Annotated in this window: 18 protein-coding genes; 4 read left to right on the top strand and 14 right to left on the bottom strand. The window is 65.8% G+C overall.

Features of this window, described 5'->3' with window-relative positions; all coding sequences use genetic code 11:
- Positions 1 to 98 precede the first annotated feature (98 nt).
- From NFI08_RS04165 to NFI08_RS04125, 9 genes are all read right to left on the bottom strand, one after another.
- Positions 99 to 692, bottom strand: a complete 594-nt coding sequence (locus tag NFI08_RS04165; protein ID WP_108132095.1) for a hypothetical protein — start codon at positions 690 to 692, stop codon at positions 99 to 101.
- A 93-nt stretch (positions 693 to 785) separates the two neighbouring features.
- Positions 786 to 1,253, bottom strand: a complete 468-nt coding sequence (locus NFI08_RS04160; protein WP_108132096.1) for an Rrf2 family transcriptional regulator — start codon at positions 1,251 to 1,253, stop codon at positions 786 to 788.
- A gap of 303 nt (positions 1,254 to 1,556) precedes the next feature.
- Positions 1,557 to 2,060: a nitrous oxide reductase accessory protein NosL gene (locus NFI08_RS04155; RefSeq protein WP_349587436.1), complete on the bottom strand. Its 504-nt coding sequence runs from the start codon at positions 2,058 to 2,060 to the stop codon at positions 1,557 to 1,559.
- 129 nt (positions 2,061 to 2,189) lie between these two features.
- Positions 2,190 to 3,011 carry an ABC transporter permease gene (locus tag NFI08_RS04150; RefSeq protein WP_349587433.1) on the bottom strand — a complete coding sequence of 274 codons (822 nt, stop codon included), beginning with the start codon at positions 3,009 to 3,011 and terminating at the stop codon, positions 2,190 to 2,192.
- Positions 3,011 to 4,048 carry an ABC transporter ATP-binding protein gene (locus tag NFI08_RS04145; RefSeq protein ID WP_349587430.1) on the bottom strand — a complete coding sequence of 346 codons (1,038 nt, stop codon included), beginning with the start codon at positions 4,046 to 4,048 and terminating at the stop codon, positions 3,011 to 3,013. The genes NFI08_RS04150 and NFI08_RS04145 overlap by 1 nt, the downstream gene beginning before the upstream one ends.
- Positions 4,045 to 5,361, bottom strand: a complete 1,317-nt coding sequence (locus tag NFI08_RS04140) for a nitrous oxide reductase family maturation protein NosD (RefSeq protein ID WP_349587427.1) — start codon at positions 5,359 to 5,361, stop codon at positions 4,045 to 4,047. The genes NFI08_RS04145 and NFI08_RS04140 overlap by 4 nt, the downstream gene beginning before the upstream one ends.
- A 111-nt stretch (positions 5,362 to 5,472) precedes the next feature.
- On the bottom strand, positions 5,473 to 7,359 hold the full coding sequence (gene nosZ, locus NFI08_RS04135) for a TAT-dependent nitrous-oxide reductase (RefSeq protein ID WP_253554425.1): 1,887 nt from the start codon (positions 7,357 to 7,359) through the stop codon (positions 5,473 to 5,475).
- Between the two features lies 1 nt (position 7,360).
- A complete protein-coding gene (locus tag NFI08_RS04130) occupies positions 7,361 to 9,580 on the bottom strand; it encodes a NosR/NirI family protein (RefSeq protein WP_286984790.1) in 2,220 nt (739 codons plus the stop codon).
- Positions 9,581 to 9,635: 55 nt separating this feature from the next.
- Positions 9,636 to 9,953: a c-type cytochrome gene (locus tag NFI08_RS04125; protein WP_045993538.1), complete on the bottom strand. Its 318-nt coding sequence runs from the start codon at positions 9,951 to 9,953 to the stop codon at positions 9,636 to 9,638.
- A 398-nt stretch (positions 9,954 to 10,351) separates the two neighbouring features.
- Between NFI08_RS04125 and hemN the strand changes: the two genes are divergently transcribed.
- From hemN to NFI08_RS04110, 3 genes are all read left to right on the top strand, one after another.
- On the top strand, positions 10,352 to 11,737 hold the full coding sequence (gene hemN / locus NFI08_RS04120) for an oxygen-independent coproporphyrinogen III oxidase (protein WP_286984789.1): 1,386 nt from the start codon (positions 10,352 to 10,354) through the stop codon (positions 11,735 to 11,737).
- Positions 11,738 to 11,971: 234 nt separating this feature from the next.
- Complete coding sequence (locus NFI08_RS04115; RefSeq protein ID WP_349587422.1) at positions 11,972 to 14,083, top strand: adenosylcobalamin-dependent ribonucleoside-diphosphate reductase; 2,112 nt, start codon at positions 11,972 to 11,974, stop codon at positions 14,081 to 14,083.
- Positions 14,084 to 14,164: 81 nt separating this feature from the next.
- The gene (locus tag NFI08_RS04110; protein ID WP_108448631.1) at positions 14,165 to 14,941 is read left to right on the top strand and encodes a ribonucleoside-diphosphate reductase; all 777 of its coding nucleotides are present in this window, start codon (positions 14,165 to 14,167) and stop codon (positions 14,939 to 14,941) included.
- Between the two features lie 353 nt (positions 14,942 to 15,294).
- Here the strand turns inward: NFI08_RS04110 and NFI08_RS04105 are convergent, their stop codons facing one another.
- Entirely contained in the window at positions 15,295 to 15,483 is a 189-nt protein-coding gene (locus tag NFI08_RS04105) for a hypothetical protein (RefSeq protein WP_045993533.1), read from the bottom strand.
- A 235-nt stretch (positions 15,484 to 15,718) separates the two neighbouring features.
- On the opposite strand from NFI08_RS04105, the gene ubiT reads away from it, so the two are divergent.
- The gene (ubiT, locus tag NFI08_RS04100) at positions 15,719 to 16,279 is read left to right on the top strand and encodes a ubiquinone anaerobic biosynthesis accessory factor UbiT (protein ID WP_349587419.1); all 561 of its coding nucleotides are present in this window, start codon (positions 15,719 to 15,721) and stop codon (positions 16,277 to 16,279) included.
- Between the two features lie 86 nt (positions 16,280 to 16,365).
- Here the strand turns inward: ubiT and NFI08_RS04095 are convergent, their stop codons facing one another.
- The 4 genes from NFI08_RS04095 to aptA form a co-directional block, all read right to left on the bottom strand.
- Entirely contained in the window at positions 16,366 to 17,283 is a 918-nt protein-coding gene (locus tag NFI08_RS04095; protein WP_349587416.1) for a U32 family peptidase, read from the bottom strand.
- 11 nt (positions 17,284 to 17,294) lie between these two features.
- The gene (gene ubiU, locus NFI08_RS04090) at positions 17,295 to 18,290 is read right to left on the bottom strand and encodes a ubiquinone anaerobic biosynthesis protein UbiU (RefSeq protein WP_349587413.1); all 996 of its coding nucleotides are present in this window, start codon (positions 18,288 to 18,290) and stop codon (positions 17,295 to 17,297) included.
- Between the two features lie 370 nt (positions 18,291 to 18,660).
- Positions 18,661 to 20,157, bottom strand: a complete 1,497-nt coding sequence (locus NFI08_RS04085) for a CoA-acylating methylmalonate-semialdehyde dehydrogenase (protein WP_349587410.1) — start codon at positions 20,155 to 20,157, stop codon at positions 18,661 to 18,663.
- Positions 20,158 to 20,312: 155 nt separating this feature from the next.
- Complete coding sequence (gene aptA / locus NFI08_RS04080) at positions 20,313 to 21,593, bottom strand: omega-aminotransferase AptA (RefSeq protein WP_349588755.1); 1,281 nt, start codon at positions 21,591 to 21,593, stop codon at positions 20,313 to 20,315.
- Positions 21,594 to 21,994 lie beyond the last annotated feature (401 nt).

Below are 21,994 nucleotides of genomic sequence, written 5' to 3'. Positions count from 1 at the left end.
GAAGGTCCCCGAATAGGTCCCCGAAGCAGGCGCGCCGCTAGCCCTCGCAGGGATCATGACGCCCGCACCTCTATATGGCCTCTGGAATTGCTGCCGGATCAGGAAGCCCTGCACAGGGTCTGCATCCGCTGCCATGCCGTAAAGGCGCCATTCAGTGAAAAGCTCATGAACCAGTAGTCGCTGGTATCGGGCGTCATGCGCAGGCGCAGATGCAGCTGCTCACCGGTGGCGAGACGCGAGGCCAGCAGGTCCATATCGATGCCATTCACGCGCACGTAGAGGCCGTCGTCACCGCGTTGGGTGGACAGCACCGCCGTGCCGGTCTGGGCACGTTGCTCGTCTACCAGCAGGTCGATGGGAACGCGATTGACCACTTCGCTCACGGCCTGGCGCTGGCCAAGGTCACTTCTGACCTCGATCCAGGGCGTGCGGCAATGCCCTGGCGTGGCGTTGACGCTGAGCATGGCGTCGCTGTAGCTGGTCCTTTGGACCGCTCGCACATGGGACTCGTCGCCGAGGGTCGCGATCAAGGTCTGCCAGTCCTGGTGGGTCTGGTGGGCCGAGGTGTCGAAATCCACCGCCATGGCTTGGCTGCTGACGCCTGTCAGGCCGAGTACGGAGACCAGTGCGGCGGCGACACTCAGGCGAAGAAGGCGGGCGCGGCGAGGTGAAAACAATGGCGCAATCGGCATGCTGGCTCCTGACGACCGAGAGAACTCAGAGGTCAGGAGGCTAGCATTCTCGGAGTACGCTGTCGTGGCGTTACCCTGTCTTGCCTCGTCGCGTCAGGCGGGCTCGGCTTCAGGCTCCGGCTCGAGCTCGATCAGCTTGAGGGTGTGCAGGCGCTGGCGGCACTGAGGGGTCATCAGGTCATCCAGGGTGTAGCGATCCAGGACCTCCAGAAATGCGGTCAACCCTTCGTTGGCGATCTGCTTGAAGCGGCAGATGGGCGCGATGTAGCAGGCGCTGTCGTCCCCTTCGCACTCCACCAGGGCGAGGCTATGTTCGGTATCCCTGACCAGGGCGCCGAGGTGGATGCTGCCCGGCGCCTGCTTGAGCGACAGTCCCCCGTGCTTGCCACGGACGGCGGAGACATAGCCAAGGCGACTGAGCTCCTGAACCACCTTCATCAGATGGTTGCGTGAGACCTCGAAGCGTGAGGCGATCTCGGCGATCGTGGTGCGTTCGTTGCCGGATTCGGCAAGGTACATCAGAACGCGCAATGAGTAGTCGGTAAATCGTGTCAGATGCATTGGTCGTGCCCCGGCGCCCCTTGGGCGACTTGGTAAAGAGAAGGGAGGCTTTCGCTCATGCTTTCGACTCTAGCAAGGGACGAGAAATCTCACGCAGGCTTGGCGCATTAAAGCGTAGCGATGTGCGATTATTCCTACGCCAGATGACCTATATCAATGAGATGACATGCGCGGTTTAACCCCTTGTCATGGATCTCCCATCCATCTTATTGTCTCTTGAATGTAGCATGGTAAATCCATAAATTTAGCAATTTTTTTGGTCGGCTTTTGTCGCTGCATATTTGCGGGATTTTCTATACCTATTCAAGGGTGGTGTGCTCGACTCATATGGGTTAGCTGGTCGATGTCTAGCTCATCAAAGCGCTCGATGATGCCGCCATGTTCGCGCTGAAAAGCCTCCGCATCGCTTCTTGTGGCAAAGGTCGCCAGTGGATGTCCCATGCCGCCGGGACGCGAATGACCAGATACGTACCAGGCCTCCTGTGCACTGATAAAGGCATCGTTTCCGGGGTGGTCCCAGTCGGTGCGAGCCATGTCATGAACCCAGGCATGGGCGAGCCGTTCGACGTTTTCGGGTTGAAGAAGAAAGACCAGCATTTCCGCCGCCGAGCAGAACTTGGTGACCTCGCTGTCACCATCGAGTGCGAGTTCTCCCTTGGGGCCTGGCATGGCCTCGATCAACATCCCGCATACATGGCAGATGTCGTCATCACCGATGGGGGCGGGCCCAATAGTCGTGTCAGAGGTGCCGTCGTTGCAGCCGATCAATAACAGCATCAGGCCACCGATGGCAAAGCGTTGCAGCATATAAGGAAGGGACATGGGAGTTCTCCAGGCGAGCGTCCTGGCGGACGGAGTGGGGGGACCGCTGGCAGCAAAAGCCAGCAGCAATAGCCGGCAGGCAGCGTCGGCATTCGGCTGAACTGGACGTGCGGGTTACAGCGCTCGATGCTCGAATCGCCTGATCGCCAGACCCAGGGGTAGCAGCACCCAGACGACCTGCAGCAGCGCCAGCAGCAAGGGCGACCTGGGGGTGGCGCTGGCCAGGGCGGTGATCGCGGAGGCCTGATGAGGCTCGACCGCCGAGAGCACCAGCAGTCGGAAGCACTCGGCCGGGTTGGCCAGCATCAGCCAGGGCAGCCAGGCTCCTCCCTGGCGCACGCCTACCAGAAGGGCGAGCAGCGCCAGGTCCAGTACCAGCACGAACACGAACCAGGTGATCAGGGCCTGACTGGCAGCAGCCTGCTTGCTGCCGGCACGAGCGCTGATCCAGTACGCCAGGGCCAGAAACGACCAGCCCAGCAGCACGCTGGAGACGATCAGGGTAGTGAGCCCTGCGGCGACCTCGGCCAGCGCGGCTTCAGGTGTGGCGAAAGCGATGACCACGCCAGCGACCGCAAAGCCGCACAGGGTGGCCAGGCCCAGCACCCAGGCGTGGCCCATGAACTTGCCGAGCAGCCAGGTACGTCGCGACATGGGGTAGGTGGCGAGCAGCAGCAGGGTGCCGCCCTCGTCTTCGCCGACGATGGCGTCGTAGGCCAGCATCAGGGCGATCAGCGGGATCAGCAGCATGGATAGCGTCGACAGGCTGATCAGGGTGGTGGACAGGCCGGTAAAGCCGGTACCACCACTGGCGGCGGCACCGAAGGCGGCGATACCCAGCGCCAGTACCCCCAGCAGCACGGCGATCCCGAGCACCCAGCGGTGGCGCAGGCCGTCACGGAATTCCTTGTGGGCGATGGTCAGTAGAAGGCGCATCAGGGCGTGTCCTCGGCGGATGGTGAGACGGTGGTGTGGTCGGTCTCGTCGATCACCTGGTAGCGGTCGCTAGCGTCGCTCTCGCTGCTCACTTCACTGCCATTGCCTGGATCGCGGCCGCTGGGGGCCTGGACACGTCGGTACAGTGCCTCGAGGCTGGGGGGGCGAATTTCCAGGTCCTTGAGCCCCTGAAAGGCAGTGCACAGCCTCAAGGCGTTCATGCGGTGCTCCGGGGCCACTTCCAGTCGCAGCCGACCACCGTCCGCCAACGAAGAGCGGGCGGGGATGCCCTCGCGAATCAGCCTTAGTGCCAGATCCTGGGGAGCACCACGCATCTCGATCACGTAGGGCAGCGCAAAGCGTTCGCGCAGGCTCGCCAGGTCGCCCAGCGCCAGGCACTTGCCCTCGCCGAGGATCAGCGCACGATCGATCACCGGCTCGACCCCCGGCAACAGGTGGGAAGACAGCACCACCGTCACGCCACGCGCCTTCAGCATTCCGATGGTGGCGTAGACCGCCTCGGTGGCGGCGGGGTCGAGCCCGCTGGTGGGCTCGTCGAGCAGCAGCAGCCGAGGCTCGCCAAGCAACGCCTGGGCCAGCCCCAGGCGCTGGCGCATGCCCTTGGACCAGGTCGCCAGGCGTCGGTCGGCGGCCCCACCAAGCCCCACCTGCACCAGCAGCTCGTCCACCTCTGTCGTGGGCCGACCCTTGAGTCGGGCCAGGTAGGTGAGGGTCTCTCGCCCGCTCAGGTTGGGGTAGAAGCGGACATTTTCGGGCAGGTAGCCCAGGTGCTGGCGAAAGGCACGGTCGCCGGCTCGGTCCGGCCGTTGCCCAAGCACGCTGAGGCTTCCCTGGGTGGGCGACAGCAGTCCCAGCATCAGTTTCATGCTGGTGGTCTTGCCGGCGCCGTTGTGGCCGAGCAGGCCGAGCACCTCGCCCCTGTTCACCTCGAGGCTGAGGTGCGACAGGCGGGTCACGCCGCCGTGTTCCAGGCTGACGTCGTCAAAGGCGATGGCGCAGGTCGTGGCGCGGGTCATGGATAGGATGTCCGTGTGGCGGAACGAGGTCTCGAAGGCGTCATCAGGGGGGCGCTGTCGCTGACGCCGGCGGGGCGAAATACCGGAAAGGCGCGCTGTACCCAACGCAGCGCCAGCACCGCCGGGCTCGACATCAGCACCTTGGCCTCCGGGTGTCGCCACAGCAGCTGGTCCATGGCGTCATTGGGCTGGTAGCGGGTGTCGCCGATGCCGTCCTCGTCGAGGTCCCAGCCCAGGTAGTCGCTCCAGTAGTTGCCGCGACCGTTCTCGGACCACTCCTGCTGTCGAGTGGCCACGTATTTCACCTGGCGGCGATTGTGGATCAGAGCGTTGCCGCTGATGCGGTTGTCCTCGGAGCCGGCGGTGAGGTGAAGCCCGATGTCGCTGTCCTCGAGGCGGTTGCCGCGAATCACGTTGAACTGGGCGTTGTAGACGAAGATGGCCTTGCCATCGCCACCGCTGACCAGGCCCCGGTCATGGGCGTCGCGTGCCTGACGCACGCCGATGATGTCGTTGTCGATGATCCGGCTATCGGTGATGTTGTTCATCAGGATGCCGTAGTTGCGATCCTCGATGGAGCGGTTGGCCCTCACCGTCAGCCCACGGGACTGCATCAGGGCGTAGCCGGTGCGGGTGTGACGGGTCAGGTTGTTGGTCACGCTGTTGTCGTGGGCGTACATGTAGTGGACGCCGTAGCGAAGGTCTTCGAGCAGGTTGCCGTCGATCACGCTGTCGCTGCTGGTGTCGATATAGACGCCGTCGCGCACCTGGCGGATATCGTTGCCGGAGACCAGCGCCCGACGCGCGTTGAACAGCTGCACGCCGTTGCCACGATCCTGGGAGCGTACCCGGGTATCGCCGCGAATCTGATTGTCGAGGACCCGGGCGTCATCGACGCCATCGAGCCAGATGCCGAAGCCAGGGCCGGACAGCCGGCAGCGCTCGATGCTGGCGCCATGGGCGGTCCTTTCCACGTGAACGCCCGCATCCATGGCGGTCAGGTCCGCGCCCCAGTGCTGAAGGGTCAGCCCGGACAGGGAAATGCCAGGTGAGCGCAAGGTCAGCAGGGTCCCGCTGCCGCCGCCATCAATCACCACACCGGCACCGTCGGCGACCAGACTAAGCGGTTTGTCGATGATCACCGGGCCTGTCGTGTAGTGGCCCGGTGCGAGCCGCAGGATATCGTTGGGCTCGGCCTGCTCGACCCAGCGCTTGAGCGGTGTGCCCGCGGTCACCTTCAGCTCAGCGCACAGCACCTCGCTGGGACTCAGTATCGCCAGCAGCGCCAACCCTGCGGTCAGGGCCAGCGCCATCGGTGTTGCTCGGCCGGATGCCGAGCAACCTGCAGGAAAGGAGAGAGCTCGAAACATGGTGATGTCGCCTGGGACGGGCCGAGCGCCATCGGCGCCCGGCCCGGCCGCTCCTCAGGCTTTCTCCACCAGCATGCGACCGAACATTTCCATGTGCATCGCGTGGCAGAACCAGTTGCAGTAGTACCAGTGCACCCCGGCGCGTTCGGCGGTGAAGGTGACGCTGGACGTCTGCTGCGGACCGATCTCCATGGACACGCCATGGTTGACCATGCAGAAGCCGTGGGTCAGGTCTTCGACGGTATCCAGGTTGGTGATCACCACCGTGACCTCGTCACCCTGCTTCACCTTGAATTCGGTGATGCCGTACTGGGGTGCGACCGAGGTCATGTAGACGCGCACCTTGTTGCCGTCGCGGATGACCTTGTTGTCGCTCTCAAGGGTGATACCGTCGGCCTCGGCCATGGCGCGGGTGGGCGCGAAGAACGGATCCTGGCGGTCCCACACCTGGATCGGGTTGAGCTGGTCGGCGCGCATCATGATGGCGTCATGGGGCTCGGCGTAGGTCGGGCCGTCATGCACCAGCTTCATGGTGTCGCCGGAGATGTCGATCAGCTGATCGTTTTCCGGGTGCAGCGGTCCCACCGGCAGGAAGCGGTCCTTGGAGAACTTGCACAGCACCACCAGCCACTTGCCGTCGGCATCGCGTGTCTCGCACAGGCTGGCGTGGTTGTGGCCTGGCTGATAGTGCACGTCGAGCTTCTGGTGGATGTAGTTGACGTCCTCGCCGTTGTAGGCGCGGATCGCCTCCTCGATGTTCCACTTGGCCACCTGGCTGTCGATGAACAGGGTGGTGTAGGCGAAGCCGCGACCGTCGAAGGTGGTGTGCAGCGGCCCCAGGCCCAGCTCCGGCTCGGCGACCACGCTGTCGCGGGGCTCGATCTCGTCGGCGAACAGCGCCGGCAGCTTGTCGATGGCGATGATCGACACCGTCGGCGACAGCTTGCCGTTGGCGATGAAGTACTTGCCGTCGGGTGAGGTATTCAGGCCGTGGGGGTTCTTGGGCACCGGAATGTAGCGCGTCAGCGGTGAGCCCTTGCGTCCGTCCAGTACCGGCACCGGGGAGTCGCCCAGGGTCTCGAACTGGCCCTTCTCGACGGCGGCCTCGATGGCTTCGACGTCGTACACCACCACCCAGTCACGCTCGGCACGCATACTGTCGGCCAGGGTCATGCCCTTCTCGGAGTTGTAGCAGGTCGAGGCAACGAAGCGGCCGGTGTAGTCGGCGTCGGTGTTGTCCAGGTTGCCATCGACGATCACCTGCCAGGCCACCTCCATGGTCTCGGCGTCGATGGCGTTGAACATGGTGTAGTAGTTCGCAGGATTCTCCAGATCGCGACCGTCGTTGACCTGGGGGATCGGGAACTCGGCGTTGGCGAAGACGTACTTGGTATAGGGCACCTTCTGCAGCCGCAGGCCGTGGATGGCCTGGACGTTGGGAATAGTGGTGACCTTGTCGGTCTTCATGATGTCGAGGCGGATCCGCGCCACTCGGGTATTGGCCTTGTCGTTGATGAACAGATACTTGCCGTCATAACGACCGTCGGTGAGCGAGGCGTGGGGGTGGTGGGCGTCGCCGTTGTGGAAGCGTGCGGACTCGCCGAGGATGTGCTTGGACTCGTTGGTGATGCCCCAGCCGGTGGCGCTCTCGGTGTTGAACACCGGAATGCGCATCAACTCGCGCATGGAGGGGATGCCCAGCACCCTCACTTCGCCGGAGTGGCCGCCGCTCCAGAAGCCGTAGTATTCGTCGAGTTCACCGGGGGCCACCATGGCATCGCCTTCACTGGCGCGGGCGCTGCGGCTGCCGAGCAGGGCGCTGGTGCCAACACCGCCGACCACTCCGCTGGCAAGGCCGGCGCCGGCGACGCCGGTCACCGCACTGTTGCGTAGAAAGTGGCGTCGGGCCAGATTCTGGATACTGCGGGAATCGTCACTCACTTCAGTTCTCCTCAAGGCAGGGTATACGCCGCGGGTCGCCGTCCTGGCTTGATCCGCGGGGTTCTGCGTCACCCACGTCGCCGTGCGTCCTCGCCGCATCCCGTTCCAGGCGCTTTCTGCGCTTGACCCGGGGCGGACAGCGACGGTCGTCGTCGTAAGTGATCTGGCAGTCCAGGCAGTAGTGGCACTCCGAGGCCTCGATGCGACCGTCGGGATGGATGGCTACCAGCTCGCAGTCGTTGGCGCAGATCTGGCAGGGGGTGCCGCACTGGCCACGGTGCCGCCTGAGCCAGTCGAAAAGGCGCAGGCGACCGGCGATGGCCAGGCTCGCGCCCAGCGGGCAGACGTAGCGGCAGTAGGCCTTGTGCATGAAGGCCGAACTTGCGATCAGTGCCACGGCGTAGAGCACATAGCCCCAGTCGCGCAGGAAGTGCAGGGTGATGGCGGTCTTGAACGGCTCGACCTCGGCCAGCCGCTCCGCCTGTCCCAGGTCGTAGAAGGACACCCCGACCAGGCCAAACAGGATCAGATACTTCACCACCCACAGCCGCCGGTGCACGGCGAAGGGCAGCGTCAGTTGCGGCACCTTCAGGTGACGGGCGAGCTGGTTGACCAGGTCCTGCAGCGCACCGAAGGGGCACAGCCAGCCGCAGAAGATGCTGCGGCCCCACAGCACCAGGGTGACCGCCACGAAGACCCACAGCACGAACATCAGCGGGTCGATCAGGAAGGCCGACCAGCTGAAGCCATGGCTGGCGGAATTGGCGACGGCAGGGATGACGGCATGGATCAGCGCCAGCACATTGACCACCGAGAGCTGGGCCAGCGACACCCAGCCGATATAGACCAGGGTGTAGAGCAGGAAGGCCTTGCGCAGCGGGCGCAGCAGGCGCGGGCGACGCGCCAGGGCGTCCTGGAACGCCAGGATCAGTGACAGCGTCACCAGTCCAGCACCAAGCCCGATCAGCTCTAGCCGACTCTGCTGCCACATCTCGACCCACAGCGGGGCGGGCTCCACCGGCTCGGGGCGCTCGATAAAGGCCTCGGGCAGCGCCTGGTCGAGATGAAAGCGGGTGAACTCCTGGGTCAGCGGCCCCGAGGCCCGGCGCACCAGCAGGTTCAGCCGCCAGGGCGTGCCCGGGTCGAAGTGGGCGTCCTCGTGGATCACGAAGATGTCGCGTTCGCTTAGTGCGGGGGCTCCGTCGATGGCCAGGCGCGGCAGGCGGCGCTGGTCGCTGTCGTGGAAGCTGATCGAGGCGTTGCCCTGGACCAGCTCGATACGATCGAAGATGCCGCCGCGCACGTAGCCCGACCCCTTGTAGGAAAAGCTGCCATCGGCGAGCAGGGCAACGGCGTGTTCGCCGGGGGCGAGGCTCGCCATCAACTGGTCGTAGCCGCGCTCGCCGAGCAGATTGCGGCCAACGCTCGGCGCATTGAGGTAGCCCAGGTAAAGATCGATGAAGGTGGCGTCGCGGGGCGGACGCTGGCCGCTCAGGTAGTGCTCCGCCGGGGTGCCGGCGAAGGCGTCATCGACCTCTCCCTGGCGCAGGGTCAGGTGACCCAGTGCCCCCTGGTCGAGCAGTTCCTGCCAGTCGGCGGGCGCGTAGACCTCGTCGCGCACACGGGCGATTGGCGCTGCCGCGGGGTCTTCGATCAGCCCAAGGGCGGCGGCGACCAGGCGTCCTGCCCGCATGATGGTGTCGTTGACCACGATGACGGTCACGGTGGCGCCGGAGATGGCATCGACGTCCTCTCCCACCTCCAGGCGCGACGTCACCGGGGTGCCGAGGTGCTGGCCGGCGAAGTCGTCCAGGCGCTCTGACGGGATACCAACCAGCATGATCGGCTCGGAATGATTGAGCACCTTGGCCAGGCGCAGGCTGGCGGAAGGATCGATGGCGATCAGCAGGTTGACCGGCTTGCCCGAGTAGGCGGGGATCGGCGCGACCTCGGCGCTCTCGAAGGCGTAGCCGACCAGTTCGTCGCCACGGTAGAGCGCATTGACCGGCCACGGCAGGTCGGCCACCGGCTCGACCCTGTCGGTACCGGGAAAGGCCTGCTGAAACAGCGCGAGGTCACCCTTGGCGCTGCCAAGGTCACCGGGATACTGATCGAATTCCAGCGCCAGGGCGGGCAGGCTCAACCACATCGCCAACAGCACGACAAGCAGGCGCAGGGGAGAAGACCAGTGGCGGGGAAATTGGCGGGGGGCTTGGGTCATGGCATGACCTCGAGGCGCAAAGCGCCCCGAGGACGCTTCGCGCACCAGGGTGGGATCAGGGCGTCAGCGACGAGAAGTAGGCGGCGATGTCGGCGATATCCTGATCCGACAGGGCCGCCGCCTGGGGCGCCATGATGGCGGACATGCCACCACCGCGCTGACCCTCGCGGTAGGCCTTGAGCGCGCTTTCCAGGTACGGAGCGTTCTGACCCGCCAGGTTGGGATAGATCGGTCCGGTGGCCTTGCCGTCGGTGCCATGGCAGGCGGCGCAGGCGCCGATCTTGGTTTCACCGGCGGCGGCGTCGCCGGCGGCCTGGGCGTTGAGACTGAACAGACAGGCGGCGCCAAGCGCGGCCAGGGGGATCCATTTCATGATGAGCGCTCCTCGGTCTTGGGGCGTAATGCCTGACGCAAGCGGCGTGCTGCTTGGGTCAGGCATCACGGTTTGTGCGGGATGTCCCTTGGGACTCTCGAGTATTGGAGCGCTCAGCGACAATACCCTATGACGTTGGTCAACTTTAGGCGGGGAGAGGTACGTCTTCCGTACTATGCTTGATCGGGATCACTGGAATGGCAGGAGCATCATTGTGGTTGGCTCGCGTTTGCACTACCTCTGGCGAGAACACGCCACAGGGGCAAGCGCCGTGATGCCGCTGCCGTGATTTGATGCAGGTCATGTCTGGCTTCGTCTTGCCGGGACGTGCCGATTCGACGTGCGACAATGCCGACAGATGCCGCCGTCGGGCGGTCGTGTCACGAGGGGCCTTGTCGATGTCATCCGATGTTTTGCCGTTTCAGCGTGCGCTGGTCGAGAAGTACGACCGTCCAGGGCCGCGCTACACCTCCTATCCCACCGCGCCGCACTTCCACGACGGTTTCGGCGTCGCCGACTATCGCCAGGCGGTGGAGCGCAGCCAGCAGGGGGAGCCGAAGCCGCTGTCGGTCTACGTCCATGTGCCCTTCTGCGAAAGCCTCTGCTACTACTGTGCCTGCTCCAAGATCATTACCCACAATCGCGAGCGTGCCGCTGAGTACCTGGCGCTGCTCAAGCGCGAGATCGCCCTGCAGGCGGCGCTGTTCGACGAGTCCCGGGAGCTCAACCAGCTGCACCTGGGGGGTGGTACCCCGACCTTTCTGTCCAATGACCAGCTCAAGGGGCTGATCGACGCCCTGGCGCGCCACTTCCGCTTCGCCCCGGAGCAGCGCCGGGAATTCTCGCTGGAGGTGGATCCGCGTACGGTGACCCCCGTCCAGATCCATGAACTGCGCGAGATGGGCTTCAATCGTCTGAGCTTCGGCGTCCAGGACTTCGATCCGCTGGTGCAGAAGGCGGTCAACCGCGTGCAGAGCGAGGCCCAGGTGGCGGCCCTGGTGGACGCCGCCCGGGACGCCGGCTTCGCCTCGGTGTCGGTGGACCTGATCTATGGGCTGCCGCTGCAGACCCGCGACAGCTTCGACGCCACCCTGGCCAAGGTGGTGGCGCTGAGACCCGACCGCATCGCCGCCTACAGCTACGCCCACCTGCCGTCGCTGTTCAAGGCCCAGCGGCTGATCCGCGACGAGGACATGCCGCCGCCCGGGCGCAAGCTCGAGCTGCTCGAGCTGACCATCGAGCGGCTGACCCAGGCGGGCTACGTCTATATCGGCATGGATCACTTTGCGCTGCCCGAGGACGAACTCAGCCGAGCCCGTCACGACGGTACCCTGCAGCGCAATTTCCAGGGCTACTCGACCCACGCTCAGTGCGACATGATCGGGCTCGGGGTCACCTCCATCGGCAAGGTCGGCGACGCCTACAGTCAGAACGTCAAGACCACCGCCGAGTACGCCGAGCACCTCGAGGCCGGGCTGCTGCCGGTGTTGCGGGGCTATCGGTTGAGCGAGGAAGACCAGCTGCGTGCCGAACTGATCACTTCGCTGATGTGTCACGGCGAGGTGCGCTTCGCCGAGTTCGAGGCCCGTCACGCTATCGACTTTCGCACGCATTTCGCCAGCGCCCTCGACCAGCTCGACGAGATGCAGGCCGACGGCTTGATCGAGATCAAGCAGCAAGCGCTCAGGGTACTGCCGGCAGGACGCCTGATGATGCGCAACGTGGCCATGGCCTTCGATGCCTACCTGGTCCCCGGCAGTGGGCGCTTCTCGCGCACCGTCTAGCCGGCTCTATCGCGGCTACCCCGGGGCGAGACGCCCGGGGTAGCCCGCGCTACCTTTCATGCGCCAAAGCCGAATTAACGATCGGGTCTTCCATGGCCCGATTTTTCGTTTATATTGTGCCGCCGGTCGAAAATTTTACTATATCTGGTAGGGTGCCCGAGCTTATCCGGAGCGCGCATCCGCCCCTTTACGACCCCGTTTATTTGCCGGTAACTTCATCGGAGACAAGCTTTCATGACCACATCCGCCAAGGCCGCCGCCCTGTCGCAGGAGGTTCCCATGCAGGGCCCCTCGTATGACATCTGGGACGCCAAGTATCGCTTGAAGGACCGCCACGGCCAGCCCGTCGATGCAGACCTTCAGGCCACCTGGGACCGCGTGGCCAAGGCGCTGGCCGCCGTCGAGGGCGACGCCGCCGACAAGTGGCTGCCGAAGTTTCGCTGGGCGCTGGAAAACGGCGCCGTGCCGGCAGGCCGGATCACCTCCAACGCCGGAGCCGAGGGCTACAAGCCTGCGGTCAGCCTGATCAACTGCACGGTATCGCGGACCATTCGCGACTCCATGCACGACATCCTCGACAGCGTGGTGGATGCGGGCATGACGCTCAAGGCCGGCTGCGGCATCGGCTACGAGTTCTCCACCCTGCGCCACAAGGGCGCCTTCGTGTTCGGCGCCGGTGCCGGCACCAACGGCCCCCTGGCGTTCATGGATATCTACGACAAGATGTGCTTTACGGTGGCCTCCGCCGGCGGCCGTCGTGGCGCCCAGATGGGCACCTTCGACGTCGGTCATCCCGACGTGCGCGACTTTATCGAGGCCAAGCGCGAGGCCGGTCGCCTGCGTCAGTTCAATCTGAGCCTGCTGATCACCGACGAGTTCATGGAAGCGGTGAAGCAGGACGCCGACTGGCCGCTAGCCTTCCCGCTGCACGAGGGCGAGAAGGGCGACGTCGATGACAGCGAGCTGATCTACCGCGACTGGCCGGTGATTGAGGACGGCTACACCCAGGACGCCGAAGGTCGCGTGGCCTGCCGCGTGGTCGAGGTGATCAAGGCCCGCGAGCTGTGGGACACCATCATGCGTTCCACCTACGACTACGCCGAGCCCGGGTTCATCCTGATCGACCAGGTCAATCGCATGAACAACAACTGGTTCTGCGAAGAGATCCGCGCCACCAACCCCTGCGGCGAGCAGCCGCTGCCGCCGGAGGGCGCCTGCCTGCTGGGATCGGTCAACCTGACCCGCTTCGTCATCGATCCGTTCGGCGACAAGCCGCGCTTCGACTGGGACAAGTACCGCGAAGTGGTGGCGATCTTCACCCGCATGCTCGACAACGTGGTCGAGATTAGCGGCCTGCCGCTGTCCGGCCAGCGCCGCGAGATCGAGGCCAAGCGCCGCCACGGCATGGGTTTCCTCGGCCTCGGCTCGACCATGACCATGCTCAAGATGCCCTACGGCTCGGCCGAGTCGCTGGGCTTCACCGAGGAGGTCAGCCGAGTGCTGGCCGTGGAGGGCTGGAAGCAGGCGCTGGAGCTGTCCCGCGAGAAGGGCATGGCCCCGATCCTCGAGCAGGAGTTCGAGCTGACGCCGAAGATGCTGCGTGAGCGTCCCGAGCTCGGCCGCGACGGCTACGAGGTCGGCGACAAGGTACCCGGGCGCATCCTGCACGCGCGCTACAGCCGCTATATGCAGAAGATCGCCGAGGTCGAGCCGCAGCTGGTGGCGGAGCTGGCAGAGCACGGCGCGCGCTTCACCCACCACTCGTCGATCGCCCCCACCGGGACGATCAGCCTGTCGCTGGGCAACAACGCCTCCAACGGTATCGAGCCGTCGTTCTCCCATCGCTACTTCCGCAACGTGATCCAGGCCGGCAAGAAGACCAAGGAGCAGGTCGAGGTGGTGTCCTTCGAGCTTGCCGCTTACCGCCACTTCATGCACGCCGACGCGGTGGAAAGCGACCTGCCCGACTACTTCATCACCGCCGACGCGGTGACCCCCAAGCAGCATGTGGCGGTGCAGGCCGCGGCCCAGGCCTGGGTCGACTCGGCGATCTCCAAGACCGTCAACGTGCCCACCGACTTTGCCTTCGAGGCGTTCAAGGACCTGTACCTGGACGCCTACCAGAGCCGTCTCAAGGGCTGCACCACCTTCCGCTTCAACCCGGAGGCCTTCCAGGGCGTGCTGGTGCGCGAGGATGACCTCAAGAACACCACCTACGTGTTCGAGCTGGAGAACGGCGAGACTCTCGAACTCAAGGGCGACGAGACGGTGATCTACGACGGAGAGGAACACAACGCCGCCAACCTCTACGACGGCTTGAAGGAGGGGACCTATGGCAAGTGGTAATCGGACCAGCGGCGAGCCGCAATATCATGCCTGGGTCGTGAGCGTGTCACGCCCGCATCATCTTTCTGGAGGAGCCCGCTGATGGCTGTCGAAATCAATTCCAAGATCGTGGGCTACCGCGTCAAGAGCGAAGAGGCCGCCCCGGCGCCGGCCCCGCTGCCCGAGGAAAACCCGCTGACCATGCGCATCCCCTCGCGCCCCGAGGGAACGCTGGAGGCGGTGTCCGAGAAGATATCCTACGTCGGCGCCGAAGGCCGCAAGAAGGTCTACCTGCTGGTGTCCTTCATGCCGGTGGAAGGCGTGCTCAACGGCCAGCGGGTGATCATCGAGCGCCCGGTGGAGTTCTTCTTCCCCTCCGGCCAGCTGTCCAGTGAGCACCAGTGGATCACCGCCACCATGCGCAGCCTGTCGCTGGCCGCCCGCGGCGGCTACGTCACCCAGGCGGTGGCGGATCTGCGCAAGGTGGCCTGGGACAAGGGCCTGGTGCGCTGCGGCATGAACCGCTGGAACAAGCCGATGTTCCACGACTCCGAGGTCGCCGCCATCGCCTGGTCGATCCAGCAGATCCTCTACCGTCGCGGCTTTCTCGACATCGACGGCAACCAGGTGCCGGTGGAGGACCTGGTCAGCCGCTACGCCCGGCGCCAGGCCTCCGGCCACGGCTGGTACCCCGCCGAGGTCGAGGACGAGACCCCGAGCGGCGCGGTCGAGCCGCTGGACGGCAAGCCTGCCGAGTCCGCCGCCGAAGGCGCCGGCCCCGCCGTGGTAGGCAACTGCCCCGAGTGTCGCGGCGAGCTGATCATGATGGACGGCTGCCCCACCTGCTACGCCGGCTGCGGCTGGTCTAAGTGTGGCTAGTCGACGTTTGGTTGGAAAGCACGACTAGAATGCGTGGCTAGAAAGCACGGCTGGCGCGCGAATAAGCCAGCGTCACAACGATGGGCCCTTCGGGGCCCATCGTTGTGTCTGTAGGAAGGGCTCGCCTTGGGTGTCTGGGTTGGCGTAAGGAGAAGCGGAGGGGGCAGAGAAAGCGTGCAGGAGGTGAAGCACAGCGAAGACCGGGAGGGCTGCCCCAAAGCCGGCGATGGCGCTGCGCAAGGTCAGCTGTTGTCCGTTGGCACGAATGACGTAGCGTCGCCAGGAAGGGATCGAATGGCATAGCAGAAAGCCGGCCACCAGCAGGACGAAAGGTGGCAGCAGCTTGATGCCGCTCATTCTGGCTTGCTGTCCCTGCGATCGAGGCTGCGGCGAAGGGCTCTGACGTTGCTCTTGACCTTGCGCGACCGCACCAGCTCGGCGCTGTCCACGGAGACGGCGCCGCGATGCGATATCTTCATGCTACGCAGGTGGCCACCCTCTTTGGCCTTGAGGTAGCCTTCGAAGCTGGTTTCGATGGACATCGTTGCTCCTTTTCCGCTTGTGAACTCGATGCTCTGCGGAACCTGGGTGAAGCCAAGGGGCCGAACCCCATGATGTCCGCAGTGTAGCAGAGTTCCCATTTCGACCCCGGCATTCGGCTGTGTCAGAGCGTTCAACGAGCGCTACACCAGAGGGCTTGATGGGCGTCATGAACCGAGGGCGACGGTATCGCTAGCATGACCCGGCGGCGTCGTGCCGCTTGACCAGGAACCCGTCATGTCGCTGTCGCCGCTCGGCTCGCTGTCGTTGCCTTCTCTTGCCCTTCCTGCCTTGCCCACCCTTCCTTCGCTGTCGTCGTCGTTGACGCCTGGCGCCTTGACCCGGGTGCCCCATCGTCTGCATCTGTCGCTGATGCGCCGTCTCGGCCCGCTGCCCCTGCCGCTGTTGCGCACGAGTCTCGAGCCCTGGCTCAACCGCACCCTGGCCGAGCCACTGGCCGACGGTGAGTTCGACGTGCTCGAAGGGCGCCGGGTGTGTCTGTCCATCGATGATCTGGCGCTGGCGGTCACCCTGACCCTCACGCACGGTCGCCTGCAGGTCACCGACGCGCCCTGGGAGGTGAAGGTGGCGGGGGGCTGGCGCGAGTTCGCCTGCCTGGCCAGCCGCGAGGAAGACCCGGACAGCCTGTTCTTCCAGCGCCGACTGTGCCTGGAGGGCGATACCGAACTGGGGCTGACGGTGAAGAACCTGCTGGATGGTCAGGAAATGGAACTGCTGCATCCCTACCTGCTCGAGGCGCTGGGGCAGCTGCAGCGCTGGCTGCCTCGCGAGGCCTAGGCTCCTGGCTGGCGGGTTGAGCCTCATAGCGCAGGAGGCCGGCGAACCGGCCTCCTGAGTGAGGTGGCGTGGGAGGGAAGGGGCTTTCAGTCTTCCAGCACCGGCGCCAGATCCATCCCCGCCTGGCCGTGCCAATAGCCATTGCACAGCTCGGCGTCCACCAGCGCCAGCGGCGAGGGCGCCGGGTAGCGTCCCTGGCGGGCCAGGTCGAAGTCCGCCACCACCTCATCCATCCCCTCTGAACGCGGACTCAGCCGGGCCGCGCTGACGCCCATCTCGGCCATCTCGGCAAGCTCGTGGCGCAGGTCCTGACAGGCCCCGGACAGGGTCTGGATACCGTTCAGGGTGAACAGTCGACGGCTGTCGTCCTGGGTGGTCAGCGACAGCCCTTCCGGATAGTCCTGGCAGACGAACTGGCAGCGATCCTTTGGGTGCTGGTGGTGGCGCGCGGTAAAGCAGCGTGACGACCAGGCCAGCGGCAGGTGGCCGTAGGCCAGCACCTCGCAGTCCAGCGCCAGTCCCGCCTCGCGGGCGTCAGACAGCAGCCGGGCCAGGTCGGCGCCAGGCAACTCCACCGGGGCGACGAAGCGGAACATGCCAGCGCGTTTGAGGATCTCCAGGGTCGGCACATTGTAGAGGTTGAGCGCCGGGCCGCCGACGAAGGGCAGGCCCGCCTCGGACAGCCGGTGCACCGCGCTCATGTCGTTGGCCTCGACCAGGAAGTCGCCGTTGTCGCACAGCCTGGTCAGGTCACGCAGGTCGGCGTTGGACTCGATCAGGGTCTGCGAGCCGAGGATCACCTGCTTGCCGGCGGCGGCGAGCTGGTGGCCGATCTCCAGCCAGTCGGCGAGCTTCATGTCGCGCCGCCGGGAGCACACGGTTTCGCCCAGGGTGACGCTGGTCAGCGGCCAGTGGCAGGCCTGTTCATAAAAGGCGAAGTAGCGCTCGCGAGTCCAGTAGAAGGACACCGGGCCAAGGCTCAATTCCAGTGAAGCAGCGGTCATCTCGCCTCCTGTCATTTCCAGTCGCGCTCGTAGGCGCCGAGAGTATGGGTGGAGCCTTCGGCCAGCGGCGCCAGGGCGGCGCTCCAGTCGGCCTGGGGGCGATAGTCGTCGCCGGCCCGGTCCAGATGGTCCAGTGCCTGGCGCCACACGCGGGTGACGCTGGCCACATAGGCCGGACTGCGCTGACGACCCTCGATCTTGATCGCCTTGATGCCCAGCGCCGCCAGCTGGGGCAGCAGGTCCAGGGTGCTGAGGCTGGTCGGCGCCTCGATGGCGTGGCCGACGTCGCCCTCGACGTCGAAGCGTCCCTTGCACAGGGTCGGGTAGCCGGCCTGTTCGTCGGCGCGGTAGCGATCGATCAACACGCCGTTCAGGCGCGATTCGCGTCCGCTGGCGGTCTCCTCCCAGCGCACGTGGGCCGCCGGCGAGCACACGCCGTGGGTGTTGGGTGATTCGCCGGTCAGGTAGGACGACAGATAGCAGCGGCCCTCGGCCATGATGCACAGGCTGCCGAAGGCGAACACCTCGAGCTCCACCGGGCTGTGGCGGGCCAGGTCGCGCACCTGGTGGATCGACAGCACCCTGGGCAGCACCGCACGGCGGATGCCGAACTCGCGGTGGTAGAAGGCCAGCGCCTCGTGGCTGGTGGCGGAGCCCTGCACCGACAGGTGGCGGGGGATGTCCGGGTGGCGTTCGGCGGCGTAGGCCAAAAGGCCCGGGTCGGCCAGGATCAGGGCGTCGACCTGAAGCGAAGCCGCCTGGTCCACCGCCGCGCGCCACTGGGCCAGGCTCGACTGCTGCGGGTAGGTATTGATCGCGCAGAACACCCGACAGCCCCGGGCGTGGGCGTAGTCGATACCCTCGCGGGCGCGCTTGTCGGTGAAGTTCAGCCCGGCGAACTGGCGGGCGTTGGTGGCATTCTGAAAGCCGAAGTAGACCGCGTTGGCGCCCTCGTCCACGGCGCGCTTCAAAGCGGGCAGGCTACCCGCGGGACAGACCAGTTCCATGTCGATCTCCGAGCGAAGAGAGGCGCCATGCTAGCCCCGCCCGGACACCGCCGGCTTGATGCGTATCAGTGTCCGCCAATGAAGTAGGGGATGGAGCGAAGGGATGACGCGCCGCACCGGGGCCGGGTGTGGATAACCTGGCGGTGGCGGGGGTCCGACTTGCGGGGCAGGCGTGCAGATAAAGGTGGGGATGAACGTGTGAGTCGTTCTGTGGATAACCCTGTGTGGCACCTTGTGAAAAGCGGTGGGCAGGCGGTGCAGGGGCTGTGGGCAGCGGTGTATAAGTCGCGTGCCAGTGGTTGATCAGAGGCTCGCTCGCTGTCGTAAACGAAAACGGGCCCCGCAGGGCCCGTGGTCTTCTTGCCGGTGCCTACTGACCGCCGGAGGGGAAGTGGAACTCCGCCTGGGTGGTCTCGAAGGGCGAGGGCCAGCGCTGTGACACCGCCTTGCGGCGGGTGTAGAAGCGCACCGCGTCGGGGCCGTAGGCGTGCAGGTCGCCGAACAGCGAACGCTTCCAGCCGCCGAAGCTGTGGCTGGCCACCGGCACCGGCAGCGGTACGTTGATACCCACCATGCCGACCTCGATGGCGTCGGTGAAGCGACGCGCCGCCTCGCCGTCACGGGTGAACAGACAGGTGCCGTTGCCGTACTCGTGGGCGTTGGTCAGGGCGATGGCCTCATCGAGGCTGTCGACACGCACCACGCACAGCACCGGGCCGAAGATCTCCTCGCGGTAGATGGTCATCTCCGGGGTGACCCGGTCGAACAGGCAGCCGCCGACGAAGAAGCCGTTCTCATGGCCCGGGACCACCAGCTCGCGGCCGTCGGCCACCAGGGTGGCACCTTCCTGCACGCCCTTCTCGATATAGCCGAGCACCTTGTCGCGATGCTGGGCGGTGACCAGGGCGCCCATGTCCAGGCCCTTGTCGGTGCCGGGGCCGACTTTCAGCGCGGCGATCTTGGGGCCCATGGCCTCGATCAGGCGGTCGGCGGTGTCATCGCCGACGCACACCGCCACCGAGATCGCCATGCAGCGCTCGCCGGCGCTGCCGTAGGCGGCCCCCATCAGGGTGTTGGCGGCGTTGTCGATATCGGCGTCGGCCAGCACCACGGCGTGGTTCTTGGCGCCACCGAGGGCCTGCACCCGCTTGCCGCTCTCGGCGCCACGCCGGTAGATGGTTTCGGCGATGGGGGTCGAGCCGACGAAGGACACGGCCTTGACCTCGGGGGCGTCGAGCAGCGCCTCGACGGTCTCGCGGCCGCCCTGGACCACGTTCATGATGCCCTGGGGCAGGCCGGCTTCCTCGAGCAGGCGGGCGACCGCCAGGGCGGCGGACGGGTCCTTCTCGGAGGGCTTGAGCACGAAGGCGTTGCCGCAGGCGATGGCCATCGGGTACATCCACAGCGGCACCATCGCCGGGAAGTTGAACGGGGTGATGCCGGCCACCACGCCCAGCGGCTGGAAGTTGGAGAAGGCGTCGATGGACGGCCCCACGTTGTGGGAGTACTCGCCCTTGAGCAGCTCCGGCACGCCGCAGGCGTACTCGACGTTCTCGATGCCGCGCTTGAGCTCGCCCATGGCGTCCTCGAGGGTCTTGCCGTGCTCCTCGCTGATCAGCTGCACCAGGCGATCGGCGTCACGCTCCAGCAGCGCCTTGAAGCGGTACATCACCTGGGCGCGCTTGGCCGGCGGGGTGTCGCGCCAGGCCGGGAAGGCCGCCTGGGCGGCGTCGATGGCGGCCTTGACGGTGTCGGCGTCGCCGTCGGCGACCTGGCGAATGGTCTCGCCGGTGGCCGGGTTGGTGACCGGCAGGTGGCGGCCGGCCTCGAGATCCTGGCCGTTGATCCAGTGATTGACGTTGTCCATCGAGGGTCCTCAAGTGTCGAAAGGGCGGACGGGCATGGCCCGTCCGCGCTGTGGATAATGCTGTGAACAGTGGGTGTAAAGGTTGTCCACAGGCTGTCGGTTTCAGGTGGATAAGCCGGGCGCTCGGTGCCGGCAAGCGGGCTCAGGCAAGCGGCTCAGTCGAGCCGGTCGAGGGTCTCGGCGACGGCGTCGAACAGGCGCTCGAGCTCGGCCTCGGTGGTGGCGAAGGGAGGGCCGAACTGCAGGGTGTCGCCGCCGAAGCGCACATAGAAGCCGGCCTCCCACAGCGCCAGGTGAGCGTCGCGCGGGCGGATGGCCGGATCGCCGTCGCGCGGGGCCAGCTGGATCGCCCCGGCCAGGCCGAAGTTGCGGATGTCGACCACATGGGAGCGGCCCTTCAAGGCGTGCAGGCGATCCTCGAAGGCCGGGGCGATGGCCCTGACCTGGGCCGGGAAGTCCTCGCGCTCGAGCAGGTCCAGCGCGGCCAGGGCGGCGGCGCAGGCCACCGGATGGCCGCTGTAGGTGTAACCGTGGGGGAATTCGATGGCGTGTCCCGGGCCGCCGGCGTGCATGAAGGTGTCATGGATCTCGCCAGAGGCGATCACCGCACCCATCGGTACGCAGCCGTTGGTGATCTGCTTGGCCACCGTCATCAGATCCGGGGTGACGCCGAAGGCCTCGGCGCCGGTGCGCGCGCCGCTGCGACCGAAGGCGGTGATCACCTCGTCGAAGATCAACAGGATGTCGTGGGCCGAGCAGATCTCGCGCAGCCGCTCGAGGTAGCCCTTGGGCGGCACGATGACCCCGGCGGAGCCGGACATCGGCTCGACGATCACCGCCGCGATGTTGGAGGCGTCGTGCAGCGCGATCTGCTCGAGCAGCGCATCGGCAAGCTCGGCCCCGGTCTCGGCCTGGCCCCGGGTGAAGGCCTGGTTCGGCTGCAGGGTGTGGGGCAGGTGGCTCGAGTCCAGCAACTGGCCGAAGTGCTTGCGGTTGCCGCCGATGCCGCCAAGGCTGGTGCCGCCGATGTTGACCCCGTGGTAGCCCTTGGCGCGGCCGATCATGCGGGTCTTTTCCGGGCGACCCTTGAGCCGCCAGTAGGCCTTGGCCATCTTCAGCGCGGTATCGGCGGACTCGGAGCCGGAATCGGTGAAGAACACATGGTCGAGCCCCGCCGGGGTCAGGCTCGCGACCTTCTCGGCCAGCTTGAAGGCCAGCGGATGGGACACCTGAAAGCTCGGCGCAAAGTCGAGACTGCCGAGCTGGTGGGCCACCGCCTCGCGGATCTCTTCACGGTTGTGGCCGGCGCCGCTGGTCCACAGACCCGACAGTGAATCGAACACCCGGCGGCCGCGGTCGTCGATGAAGTAGCGGCCCTCGGCGCCCTGGATCATCCGCGGGTGCTGGTGGAAGTCCTGGTGGGCGGTGAACGGCATCCAGTAGTGGTGGTTGAGCCCGGCCCCCGCAGCGCGCTCGGTGTGGGCGTCGGGACGGGTATCGAGGGTGTCGAAGGTCAGCATGGCGAGTCTCCAGTCAGGGGCCGCAGGGCGGGCATGGACTCAGCATGGACCGGAAGTCAGGTTAATAAAATCATGCTCTGCTTTCGTTCAGGTTGGGTTTTGCTGACGCGATTGCTGGCTCGGCCCCACGGTCACCATGATGGGGACCAGGCGCGGTCGCAGTTGATTCCCTGATGGACGAAATCGGAAGTGGCCCATCACTAAAGTCGCATTTCAGAGTCGCCTCTCACTGTCTATGTTGATCACACGGCTACTTTGTATGATGTAGTACATAGGCTGTTGGCGGCTCAGGTTCCTTCGATGAGCTGCACGAACGC

It is taken from the genome of Halomonas sp. EF61 (genome assembly GCF_040147045.1).
Lineage (GTDB): Bacteria > Pseudomonadota > Gammaproteobacteria > Pseudomonadales > Halomonadaceae > Halomonas > Halomonas litopenaei.
This window is presented reverse-complemented; position numbering and strand designations above follow the sequence as displayed.